Here is a 12,419-nt window from a genome sequence, read left to right on the forward strand (position 1 = left end):
CCCGACTGCCTCATCCGTACCGGCGCAGCTCATGGAAGAAGTCGTCGACGACGTGGAGTTCGCCGCCGGCCGCCACTTCGTCGTAGACGAACTTGCCGACCGCCAGGTCGAGCACGCCCAGGCCGAAGGGCGAGAACACCAGCGTCCGGTCGGCCGGCGGTGACATCCGCCCGGTGATCACGTCGTCGAGTGTTCCGTCCAGGAAGTCGCGGTTGCCGGTGCGCTGTTCGGCGAGGTGGACGGAGGTGTCGGCCTTCAGGCAGTGCTCCACGTCGTCGACGACGTTGGCCGAGTCGAGCACGATCTCGGGTGCGAGGTCGCGCAGCGACACGTGCAGCACCAGCGGATGGTGGTCGAACCACGCGGGTTCGGTGATGTGCGGCTTGGCCGCCACGGTGGCGAACACGATCAGGTCGCTGTGCCGGATCAGTTGCTCGGCGCTGTCGTGGACGGTGATCCGGCCGGGGCAGCCCGACTGTTCGAGGTAGGTGCGGAAGCCGGCCGCGCTGTCGGCGGACAGGTCGTGCACGCCGATCTCGTCGAACGACCAGCCGGTGCCGGTGAGGAACGTGTGGATGTAGCGGGCGATCAGTCCGGTGCCGATGAACCCGACCCGGGCGGGCCGCCGGCGGTTCCGGCTGAGGCGGTCGGCGGCGAGCGCGGCCGAGGCCGCTGTGCGCGTGGCGCTGATGATGGAGCTCTCCAGGCAGGCGAACGGATAGCCGGTGTCGTGGTCGTTGAGGATCAGTACGGCCGATGCCCGGGGGACGCCCCTCGCCACGTTCTGCGGGAAGCTGGAGATCCACTTCAGGCCGTCGACCCGGTTCGGACCGCCGATGGACGCGGGCAGGGCGATGATCCGCGAGGTCGGGCGGTCGGGGAAGCGCAGGAAGTACGACGGCGGGTTCACCGAGTCACCGGCTCCGTGCAACCGGTACGTGGCCTCGACCAGCTCCATGACCTTCTTCTCGCGGCCCCGCAGGGCGAGTTGGACCTGGTCACCGGGGATCACCGTGAACGGCGGCACGATCGAGGGGCGGGAGCCCAGGGGCTCGTCCGCGGATCGGGTGGAGTGGGCGGTCTCATGGGTGCTCGTCATCGGGAGGTCACCTCGGCAGTCGGCTCGCAGTCGGTCAGGGACACGGTGTCGGCCAGCGCGACGAGCACGTCGCGGTCGCCTTCGTAGGGCTCGCGGGCGTGCGCGCAGCGGACGTTGTCGACGAGCAGCAGATCGCCGGGCTGCCACGGTTCGCGCACGGTGTGCCGCTCGTAGACGTCGTTCAGGAGCTGGACGATCTCGGGTCCGATCGGATCGCCGCCGCCGAAGCGGGTGTTGAACGGCAGTCCGTCCGGGCCGTAGAAGTCCACAAGGTAGTCGCGGATCTCCGGATCGAGGGTCCACTCGTTGAGGAAGGCGATCTGGTTGAACCAGCAGCGTCGGCCGGTCAGCGGGTGGCGCACCACGGCGCTGCGGCGCTGGCGGGTGCGCAGTCCGCCGTCCGGCTGCCAGGCGAACTCGATGGCGTTGGCCCGGCAGTAGGCCTCGACCGCGGCCCGGTCCTCGGTGCCGAACGCGTCCGCGTACGACGCGCCGATCTCGTCGTTGTAGTTGCGGGTGAGCAGCCAGCCCTCGCGTTCGAAGCGAGCGGCGACCTCGGCGGGCAGCGCGCGCAGTACGGCTTCCGCGTCGGCCACGGCGGTCGCCCCGCCCCGGCTGGGCGCGGTGAGACAGGCGAAGAGCATCAGGCCGGGGAACTCCAGCCGGTAGCTGAGTTCGTGGTGCATGCACATCTGCTGGTTGGCGGGCCAGGCGGTGGCGGAGTAGATGCGGTCGGCGTAGGTGCGGCGGGGTGCGAAGGCCTCCTGCTCGGTCATCAGTCCGTCGGCCAGCAGGCGGAGGACGGCGCCGGTGGTGTCCGGGTCGGCGAGGCCGAGTCCGCGCACCAGGACCGCTCCGTGCTCGACGACCGCGGAGCGCAGGGCGGCCCGGTGTGTGGTGGCCCACCCTGGTGGGTCGAGGGACTCGGCGGTGAGCAGTGCGGGCTTCCCGGGGCGGGTTTCGACGTCGAGCAGGGATGCCGAGGCGGAGGTCGACATGTCGCTGGTTCCTTTCGGTTCGCGGGTTCAGGATTCGGTCGTCGCGGCCGGGGAGTCGGTCCGTGCCGCGTGCGCGGACGGCGTGGTCGGCCGCAGGACGGCCCGGGCCGCGGCGGCCGGGCGGGTGCGGATGAAGTGGTGGCCCCCGTCGGGCAGTTCATGGAGCTCTACGTGGTGGGCGAACAGTTCCCAGGCGCGGTGGCGCAGGGGGTCGCCGGCCGTGCCGGCGTCGTCCGCGGCGAGCACCACGGTGACGGGCGCGGACAGTTTGACGGTGGGCGGGGTCGACAGGGCGTCGACGAAGTACCGGTGCGCGCACACGCAGTCGTACCGGTAGGCCGCCGCGGCCTGTTCGGCGCGCCGCGCGTCCAGCTCATCGAGTTCGGTGTAGCCGCCGTCCGCGCGCAGGTCGGCGACGATGTCGGGGTTGCCGCGGGCCATCAGCCGCTCGAGGCCGTTCCGGCGGCTCCTTGCGTCCCCCGGCAGCTGGGCCCCCAGGAACACGTGCTGGACTTCGGTGCCGGCGGCCTGAAGGCGCCGGGCGGTCTCCACGGCGTAGGCGGACCCGGCGGAGTGGCCCCACAACATCAGCCGCGTCGGCCCCAGCCGGTCGATCTCGGCGACCACGCTGCCGACGATCTCGTCCAGTGCCGCGAACGCCTCGCTGCCCGTCGTCGGGTCGTGGCCGGGCAGTTCGACCGCGTGCACGGCGATACCGCTCCCCCGCAACGCGCGGGCCAGGGGCTGGAAGTTGACCGCGTTGCCGCCGGCGTACGGGAAACAGATCAGTGAGGCAACCGGTGTACCGTCCGGTTTGGACAGGGTCTGCAGCAGCTCGGTCCGGCGTTCGGTCCGGCCGTCGACGAGATCGGCGAGATCGGCGAGGACCGGATGGCGGGTGACGTCCTTGAGTGACACCGTGCGGTCCAGTGCGATCGCCAGCTTCACCGCCGACAGCGAGGAGCCGCCCCGGTCGAAGAAGTGGTCGAGCCGGCCGATCCGCTCCTGCGGGATGCCGAGGACCTGTGCCCAGGCCGCGGCGAGCCGCTGTTCGGTGGCGGTGCGCGGCTCGAGACGGGTCGGGCAGGTGTCGTCGGCGGCGTCGAGTTCCGCGGCGAGCGCGGTCAGCGTCTTCCGGTCGGTCTTGCTGTTGGCGGTCAGCGGCAGCCGCTCGCGGCGGTGGAAGGCCGAGGGCACCATGTACGCGGGCAGCGAGCGGCCCAACACCTCGCGCAGGGCGTCGGGTTGGATCGGGTGCGGTGCGGTGTAGAAGGCGACCAGCCGTTTGCCCCGGTCGGGCCCCTCGGCGACGACCACGGCGCCGTCGCGGACACCTGGCACCCGCAGCAGGGTGTTCTCGATCTCGCCGATCTCGATGCGGAAGCCGCGGACCTTGACCTGGGTGTCCCGGCGGCCGAGGAACTCCAGTTTGCCCTCGGGGAGCCAACGGCCCTGGTCACCGCTGCGGTAGAGCCGTCGGCCGGGGCGGTGCGGATCGGTGGTGAAGGCGAGCCGGGTGCGCTCGGGGTCGTTGACGTATCCGCGGCCGACGCACACCCCGGAGAAGACGATCTCGCCGGGCGCGCCCAGCGGCACCGGTGTCAGCCGCTCGTCGACGACGTAGACGTGCACGTTGTTCACGGGCGGCCCGAGCGGTACCCGCTCACGCTCGGGGACGCGGTCCATGACCTCGTGGTTGGTGTCGTCCGAAGTCTCCGTCAGACCGTAGGCGTTGACGAGGCCGATGTTCGGCTCGGCCGCGAACCAGCGCTCGGTGAGCTCCTTCTTCAGCGCCTCTCCGGTGACGGAGACACAGCGCAGGTCCGGCAGTTCGCGGGGGTGCCGCTCCAGATGGGTGAGGACGACCTCCAGGTACGACGGCACGACCTGGAGCACGTTCACCCGGCCGTCCGCGATCCGGTCGACGAACCGCCGGACGTCGAGGATCACGTCCTGCTCGACCAGCAGGGTGCGTCCGCCCACCAGGAGCGCGGAGATCAGCTGCCACAGGGAGATGTCGAAGCACTGGGGCGCGGTCTGCGCGACGACCTGGCCCTCCCCGATGCCCAGGTCGTCGATCTTGGCGTAAAGGTGGTTGAGCAGGCCGGCGTGCTCGCACATGGCGCCTTTGGGCTCACCGGTGGAGCCGGAGGTGAAGTAGATGTACGCGAGTTGGTCCGCGGTGACCGTGACGGCGGGGTTGTCGTCGGGGTGTCCGTCCGCGTACGCCTCGTCCACCAGCAGTTTGCGCACGTGCGGCAGGTCGGCCAGGGCCTTGTCGAGGGTGCCGGTGCTCGCGGGCTCGGTGAGGACGAGTCCGCACTCCGCGCGGGAGAGGGTGGCGGCGATGCGGTCGGCCGGGAAGTGCGGCTCGATGGGCAGATAGACCCCGCCGGCCTTGAAGACCGCGAGGACGGCCGCCATCCAGTCCAGGTTGCGTTCGGTGACCACCGCGACGACGCCTTCGCGTCCGAGCCCGCGGGCCAGCAGGGCCCGGCTGAGGCGGTTGGCGCGGGAGTTGAGTTCCCGGTACGTCCACTGCCGCGCGCCGTGCACGGCCGCGACGGTGTCCGGGTGGGCCAGGACCCGCTGCTCGAACAGCTCGTGGGCGCGGGCGTCGGGCAGTTCCCGGTGCGGTCCGGCGAGTCCTTCGAGCTGGTGGCGGAGTTCGTCGGCGGTCAGCAGGCTCTGGCGCCGGTGGTCGCGGGCGGGGTCGGTGTGCATGAGCCGGAGGGCGGTGAGGTGGTAGCCGGCGATCCGGGCCGCGCAGTCGGCGTCGAGGGCGTCGGTGCGGTACCGCAGGCGCAGTACGTCGCCGTCGTCTGCCCCGGTCCCGGCGACGAGTGCCACGTGCAGGACGACCTCCTCGGTGGGGTCGCCGCCGGCCGGGTCGAGGATCGTCTCGTACGCGGGCCCGGTCAGGCCGAGTTCCTTCCTCAGGTCGTCGAGGGGGTGGTGCTGGTGGGCGAGCAGCGCGGTCTCGGTACGGTGGGCGTCGGCCAGCAGGTCGTGCCAGGAGCCGGAGTCGGTCGTCAGCCGGCACGGCAGGGCACGGTCCCCCACGGCGAGTCCGGTGGTGATCTCTTGCTCGCCGGAGAGCGCGGCGAGCACCTTGGCGTGTGCGGCCATCAGCCCGCCCGGCCGTCGCGCCGCCGCGCCGAGGTCGTCCGGAACCGGTGTTTCGTATACGGCGACGCCGGGTTCCGGCGTCAGGGTCCACCGCGGAATCGCGGTGAAGCCGCCGGCGGTGAGTACTCCCGCCCAGAATGCGCGGGCGTCGTCCAGGGACTTTTCCATCGTTGATTTCCCCCCGTTTGCCATGAGTGTTGGTGCGCTGTGCCGGATTTCCGGGAGCCAGGGCCCGTGTCTGTGCCGTGAACCGGTGGGCGGTCCGGGTGTCAGCGGGCTCGTGGGCCCGCCGGGGCGGTGGCGGGATTGCCCGCCCAGTACGCGAGTGGCGGTACTTCCTCGCCCTTCATCAGGAAGGAGTCCGCGGCGAGCACGGCGCCGTCGCCCATCGTCACTCCGTAGTGGACGAGGGCGCCCGTGCCGAGCGTGCAACCGGCGCCGATCGTGCTGTGGTCGGACTTGAAGGTGCCGTCCTCCTGCGAGTGACACTGGATCTTGCTCGCCGCGTTGAGCGTGCAGTCGTCGCCGATGGCGGTGAGGGTGCGCTCCGTCAGCGTGCATCCGTCGTCGAAGAGGCGGCGGCCGACGCGTACCCCCACCAGGCGCCATACCAGGCCCTTGAACGGAGTGCCGTTGAACAGGGCGAGGTAGGTGTCCGGCACCTTCCACAGGCGTTCGTGCCACCAGAAGTAGGGGTCGTAGATGGAGCACAGTCGTGGCTCGAGCGGCCGGAAGCGCGTCAGGCAGCGCTCGACCAGGATGAAGTAGCCCGCGCTGAGGGCGAGGCTGAGCACCACATAGCCGGCGATCATCAACTGTCCGACGGCGTCGTAGCGTTCGAGGGTGGCGAGGCCCAGCACGGTCAGCAGGAAGAAGTGCAGCCACCGGATGAACAGCCAGATACCCATCGTGCGGAGGTTGTGCCGGTTCTTCGCGGCCAGGCGACGGCGCAGCTCGTCGCCGGAGCGGAGGTGGTCGAAACGGGTGTCCCGCTCCACGGTGCGCGGGATCTCGAAGGGCGGCGAGCCGAGCAGGCCGACGCCTTCGCGGATCTCGCCGTCGAGTGGGACCATCACCTTCGTCGCGAGCAGGCAGTTGTCGCCCGTCCGGCCGCCCGAGGGGTAGACGATGAAGTTGCCGAGGAAGTTGTGGGAGCCGATCGAGACGCGGGAGACCCGGAAGGAGCTGCTGGAGTAGTCCGCGTTGATGATCGACAGTCCGTCGGCGACCATGGTTCCGCTGCCGACGGAGACGTGGTACGGGGTCTCATGCTGGACGGCCGTGCCGAAGTTCGAGCCGGTCTGCTCCACCTTGGACAGGTCGTAGCCGAGGCAGCGCAGGTAGTGGACGATGTAGGAGCTGTCGCCACAGAGCCACGCGAAGAACTTGATGTTGGTCAGCCGGGTGATCGCCCGGTGCACCGAGTAGTGGAAGCCGTACAGCGGATAGACCCGGTCGGGCTTGACCGTCAGGTTCAGCAGGCGCGGAACGGTGAACATCACGAGCAGTCCCGTGACGACCAGACCGGAGAACAGGGCGAGCGACAGGAGCAGGGCGTCGGTGTAGAGCGTCGGCGATGTGATGTCCTCGACGCCCGGGGCCAGCCGGTCGGCGAGCGCGGGCACCCCGCTGAACAGCATGTACACACCGCCGACTCCGAGGGGAACGGCCACGAGCAGGGTCTGCAGGAGAGTGCCGACGGCGTAGGCGGCCCGGCGCAGGGTGCCGCACTGGGCCGGTGCCACCCGCACATGGTCGACTTCGGTGCGCTGAGCCGGGGAACCGTGCCAGCGCTGGCCGCTCGGGATCGCCTCGCCACGCTGGAGCGCCGACGCATGGCCGAGCTGGGCTCCGTCGCCGATGGCCGTGTGGATGTCGAGGACGGTGTGCTCGCCGACGTAGACGTCGCGGCCGAGGGTGACCGGACCGGTCTGGATGCGGCCGGCGTACGCCCGGTAGCAGTGGATGAACGCCTCCCTGCGGATGACGGTGCCGTCGCCGACGGTGAGGAGGTCGGTGCAGACCGGGACCCTGCGGGAGAGGATCGTGACCCGCCTGCCGATCTTCGCACCGAGAGCGCGCAGATAGAGGACGTGGAGCGGGTTGCCGACGAACAGGCCCATCGGGTTCGCCCGAAGCAGGACTCTGACGGTCCAGAAGCGCAGGTAGGTCAGGCCCCAGAGGGGGAACTCACGCGCGGTCCACCGTCCGACGAGGATCCACTTGGCCGCGATCGGGAAGAGGCACATGCCGACGAACACGGCGCCGCCGAAGACGACGGCGCGCCGGTACACGTCGACGATCCCCGAGCCGTCGGAGACCCAGTGGTAGCCGTGGGCGGTGACCAGCCCGGTGAGCCAGGAGTAGCCGAGGAAGATCAGCAACTGGGCGGCGCCGCACAGCACATACCGCCGTGTACCGGCCGGCACGACGGCGGGCACCACGGTTCCGGCGTCCCCGGAGGCCTCCGCCGCGGGCGCGGCGGCGGTCTGCGCCGGCTCGCTCCCCGCGAGCGCCTGGGCGAGGCTCCGGACGGTGGTGTACCGGTAGATGTCCTTCATGGACACCGACGGCAGGTCCGGCTGCTTCCTGACGCGTGCGCAGAAGTGCGCCATCGTGAGCGAGTTGGCGCCGAGATCGTCGAAGAAGTGGGCGTCGGCGGCGACTTGGTCGACCTTCATGACGGCGGCGAGCAGTTCGGCGAAGACCTGCTGGGTGGCTCCCGGAGAGGCGGGCGCCGGGTGCGCGGTGGGCACCGCGGGCGGTTGCACCGGAGCCGGTGCCGCGGGAGCCGGAGTGGTCGTGCTCGCGGCGATGTGCGGTGGTACGGGCGGCGTCGGCGTGGTCGCCGGCACGGGCGGAGTCGATGTGTGCGGTACCGCGGGTGGGGTCGGTGTGTGCGATACCGGCTGCGGCGCCGGCGTGTGCGGTGGTGCGGACGGATTGGCGGTGTGGGTTCGCCACGGCTGGAGCTGTGCCGGGTGTCCGGCGGGGGCTTCGGTCGTGTGAACGCCCTCTGGGTACGGCTCGGTTTTGCGGATCGCTGCCCCCGTGGGCTCCTCCGCGTCTATCGGTGTGGTCATCGTTCCCCCGTGTCCCCCTTGCGCGTGCCGGCCGCGCGGCCGGCGCGCTGTGCGATGACGGTGATCATTGACTCGAGCGGCCCCCGCCCCCTCGTGTGCCGCCACACGACCGCGAAGGTCAGCGCGGTCGCGACCATGACGGCGTACTGCGTGTACGGGGAGCCGCTGAACACTCCTGTGGCCAGGAACAGGATGTGCAGGCAGTAGAAGGTGAGCGGCATGCTGCCGGCCGCCGCCAGTGGTGACAGCAGCCTGTTGACGGTGCGGGTCCGTGTCACCAGGAGAAGTGCGCCGAGCAGCGCCAGCGCCGAGCCGAGGGTGTGCAGCATGTCGAACGGTGTGGTGCTGTGCGGCGCCCGCGACAGCAACGACCACCAGGAGTGGCCGTCCGGGACCTCCCACAGCGCGACGGTCCGCGCCTCGGGCCAGTGCTCGTGGTCGAACTCGGCGCGCCACAGGTGCCGCAGCCCCCCGAGGCGCAGCAGTACCAGGGACGCGGCGGCCCAGGCCGTGACCGCCAGCGCCAGCCCGCCGAGGAACAGCCGCCGGGCCACCCGGACGGACGTCAACCGCAGCCGTCCGACGGCGAGTCCGGCGCAGATGTACGCGAGCCAGGCCAGCGCCGGGTACTCCCCGAAGACCAGCAGCTGGGACAGCACGCCGAGCGGTTGGTGCAGCAGGTCGCCGGGGGTCGGGTCCAGGGAGAGGCCGGGCTCGGGCAGGATCCGGGCCAGCGCGCGGAGCAGGACCGGCGCCAGGACGGCGATTCCGGCCGCGATGCAGGCCAGGGTGCGCGGGCTCCGGCCGAGGAGCGGGATCACCAGCAGGAACAGCAGGCCGTAGTAGGGCAGGACGATGCCCACCTGGTCCAGCTCCGCCGGCACCGTCACATAGCTGAGGGCGAGCCCCAGGACGGTGATGAGGAGTGCGCGGACGGCGACCGTCACCGTGGTGGTGCGTCCTGTGACGGGGCGCTGCCGGCCGGTGGTGAACGCCAGTCCGATACCGGCGGCGACGGCGAACGTCGCCGCGGAGCGTCCGGCGGCGACGGACCAGGCCACTGTGGGCGTTCCGTCCCTGTCGAAGGTGTCGAAGACGTGTACGGACAGCATGCCGAGAACGGCGACACCGCGTGCCACGTCAATACCGGCGATCCGTTCCGGCCGTGGTTTTTCGGCCGGGGCCGGACCAGCGGAATTCGAGGACGGGGCGCTTGAAAGGCGCTCCGTCGGTGCGGACTTACTGATGGGCAGGCGCGCGTCGGTCATCGATCCTTCCCGAGGTGGTCAGCTCGGTGATGGGTTGGGCGGCCGGCGCCGCAGGTAATGCGAACAGGGTCATGCATTTCTCCGAACAAAGGTGATCGCAAGCGAGCAGTCGCTGACATCCATGCAATAGCCGATGCCGGCGGGCAATGGCCGGAAGGCAAGAGACCGCAAGGCAGGAGAATGGAAAGCGGCGCTCCCGCACACCGCTGGAAATCCGTTGACTTTGTGACGAGAAACGACGGTTGGGTTTATGACCCGGACGTCGCCCGGGAGCGGACTGGACTGCCGACAGGGGTGTGTCTGCGGCGTCCATACGGGGCAGGGCGGCCTGACCTGGGCCGTAGGTAGTCCATCGGCGCCGTGCCTCCCCCTTGCACGATGGCGGGCGAACGCCTGGACGAGAGACGTTGTCCCGGAAGTGTTACGGAAGCGGCTTTGGCCTACGGTCGGCGGAAACGGCTCGGTCCAAAAATGCCGGTCAGACGAAAGACGCGAGAAGCATTCTGTCCTTCGATCATGGCGCGAGTCAAGACAACTTGGACACTTGGCCCCATCTCGACTGATCACCCGTCAAGCGGAACTTGCGGCGCGAATGCGCCGGAGTGCACAACCTGGGATTTCGCGCCTTAAGGCGCCCAAGCCATAAACGGAAACCCTGGGGAAGGAGATCTCAGAAATCGCACGATCCGGCTGCTCAGCCGTGTTCCGCAGCCACATCAGACCTTTTGCACCCCACGGGCGAGCGTCCGGTCCGTGTCACATTCCCATCCCCGGCACGTAACACGCCGTCAACCTGCGCGCGGTCGTCGGCCGGCGGATCCACGACCGACGGGGATCCGGCCGCCTAAACGGGGATCCGGCTGCCGGAAAGCGGATCCGGCTACCGACAAAAAAAGGGGGCAACCGGCCGATGGGGGGTCCAGGCCCGACAGGCGCGGGCCTCTGGAGGTTTGCGCGCCCAGCGGGGCGGCGGCGTGCCTCGACGGCGCACGCCCCACCACCCCGCGCCGCCCCCGCGCTCCACGCAACCCCTCGTACCTGCGCAATCCGGGCAGGAGGTGAACCGGAGACGGTCTCAACTTCCCTCAGTCATCGTTCTTTTGAACGCTAACCATCTCGCCCGCCGTACTTCTGGGAAAGATCCGAATCCACAGGTGCAGCAGGGATGGCCATGATCGAACCGCGAGTCTCCCAACCCGGGGTCGTCGGCGGCAAATACCGGCCGCTGGAGATCGTCCAGCAGGGGGAGAGCCGAAACAGCTGGCACGGTCAGGACATCGAGACCGAACAGCCGGTCTACATGACGGAGTCGTACCTTCCCGGCGGGCTGCGGGAAGGCACCTCCCGGCGTACCGCAGCGCGGATCATGCGGGACTCCGAGGCCATGGAGATCGCCTGCCCGGGCAAGGTCGCCACCGTCATCGCCGTCGTCGAGGAAACCGGGGTGCTGTGGACGGTCGCCGAGCGGGTGGAGGGTACCCCGCTGGACGAACTCCTCCGGTGGGACGGACCGTTCTCCCCGGGCCGGGCGGCCCGCATCGGGCTGGAGATCCTCGACGTGCTCGCCGCCGCGCATCGCGCCCAGATCATCCACGGCGACCTAAGCCCCTCGCAGGTGCTGGTCAGCGAGGAGGGCGCCGTCACGGTCTCGGGATTCGGGCTGATCGGCGCCACCTCCGCGCTGCCCGTCACCACTCCGACGTTCGCCTCCCCCGAGCAGGCCCGCGGTGAGAACGCCGGCCCCGCCTCCGACCTGTGGGCGCTGGGCGCCATCCTGTACGCGCTGGTCGAGGGCCGCCCGCCGTTCGTGGACCGGGGCAGCCCGGAGGCCACCCTGCGCGCCGTCGAGCGGCTGCCCCTGATCGACCCCGAGAACGCCGGACCACTGGACCTGGTCATCCAGGGCCTGCTGCGCAAGAACTGGCGGGAGCGGCTGACCGAGAACGTGGCGCGCAAGGCGCTCGTCCGCGTGGTGCGGGAACACGACCGGGCAGCGTCGGCGCAGGCGCACTCCAGGCCGCGGGTGCAGCACGCGTACGCCGCCGCCTGCCGGGCGGGCCAGCGGTGGAAGAGCCGCTCGGCGGTGGTCTGGGTGGGTGTCGCGGTCGTCCTCGCGTCCGGTGCCGTGGTCGCGGCGGCCGTCGGCGGCGGTGGCGACACCGGGCCGTCCGCGTCGGACGCCGGGCCCTCGCCGTCACCGTCCGCACCGCCCTCCACCGCTCCGCCGGTCTCGGCGAGTCCGTCCGGCAACAACAGCGGCCGCGACCCCGTCCCGTCCGACCCGCCCCGCACCATCACACCGCCGCGGTCCACTCCGCCGTCCCCCACCCCCTCGCGCACCGCCCCCGACAACCCGCTGGACGGCTTCTACCGCTACCGCGCGCCGGAGGGCTTCTCGGTCTACCTGCCCAAGGGCTTCAAGCGCGTGCAGACCATCACCGACGGCAACGACTCGTTCCGTGCCGTCTTCGGTGCCTCCGGGGATCCGCGCACCTTGGTGGTCACCTTCGCCGAGCGGCTCAAGCCGGACCCGGTGAAGGTCTGGGAGAAGGCCGAGCAGGACCTGAAGCAGGACTTCCCGGACTACCGGCGCCTGGGCGACATCGGCGCCCTCAGGTACCACGGCTACCAGGGCGCCGACATGGAGTGGCTCGCCACCGTCGACGACGTGACGTCCCGCACCTTCGGACGCGGCTGGCTCACCGGCGCCCGCGAGGGCTACTCGCTGCGCTGGACGACCCCGGCGGACGACTTCGGCAAGGCAGCCAACCGGAGGGCGCTGAGCAACTTCCTCGAGACGTTCAAAGAGGCAACCCGTTGACACGTGAGTTGTCTGTGGTGA

6 protein-coding genes are annotated in these 12,419 nt (G+C 70.5%); 1 reads left to right on the plus strand and 5 read right to left on the minus strand.

Annotation, left to right across the window (positions count from 1 at the left end; genetic code table 11):
- Window positions 1–10: 10 nt before the first annotated feature.
- The 5 genes from sbnB to EF387_RS01060 form a co-directional block, all read right to left on the minus strand.
- Entirely contained in the window at window positions 11–1,099 is a 1,089-nt protein-coding gene (sbnB, locus tag EF387_RS01040; protein ID WP_128374531.1) for a 2,3-diaminopropionate biosynthesis protein SbnB, read from the minus strand.
- A complete protein-coding gene (locus EF387_RS01045) occupies window positions 1,096–2,097 on the minus strand; it encodes a TauD/TfdA family dioxygenase (protein ID WP_128374532.1) in 1,002 nt (333 codons plus the stop codon). The genes sbnB and EF387_RS01045 overlap by 4 nt, the downstream gene beginning before the upstream one ends.
- Before the next feature lie 27 nt (window positions 2,098–2,124).
- Window positions 2,125–5,394 carry a non-ribosomal peptide synthetase gene (locus EF387_RS01050; protein WP_128374533.1) on the minus strand — a complete coding sequence of 1,090 codons (3,270 nt, stop codon included), beginning with the start codon at window positions 5,392–5,394 and terminating at the stop codon, window positions 2,125–2,127.
- 101 nt (window positions 5,395–5,495) lie between these two features.
- Window positions 5,496–7,907, minus strand: coding sequence for a Pls/PosA family non-ribosomal peptide synthetase (locus EF387_RS01055; RefSeq protein WP_238431288.1), 2,412 nt, complete (start codon window positions 7,905–7,907; stop codon window positions 5,496–5,498).
- 398 nt (window positions 7,908–8,305) lie between these two features.
- Window positions 8,306–9,556 carry a heparan-alpha-glucosaminide N-acetyltransferase domain-containing protein gene (locus tag EF387_RS01060; protein ID WP_420802510.1) on the minus strand — a complete coding sequence of 417 codons (1,251 nt, stop codon included), beginning with the start codon at window positions 9,554–9,556 and terminating at the stop codon, window positions 8,306–8,308.
- Window positions 9,557–10,748: 1,192 nt separating this feature from the next.
- On the opposite strand from EF387_RS01060, the gene EF387_RS01065 reads away from it, so the two are divergent.
- Window positions 10,749–12,398 carry a protein kinase domain-containing protein gene (locus tag EF387_RS01065; RefSeq protein ID WP_238431271.1) on the plus strand — a complete coding sequence of 550 codons (1,650 nt, stop codon included), beginning with the start codon at window positions 10,749–10,751 and terminating at the stop codon, window positions 12,396–12,398.
- Window positions 12,399–12,419 lie beyond the last annotated feature (21 nt).

Source organism: Streptomyces cavernae, assembly GCF_004023625.1.
GTDB classification, from domain to species: domain Bacteria; phylum Actinomycetota; class Actinomycetes; order Streptomycetales; family Streptomycetaceae; genus Streptomyces; species Streptomyces cavernae.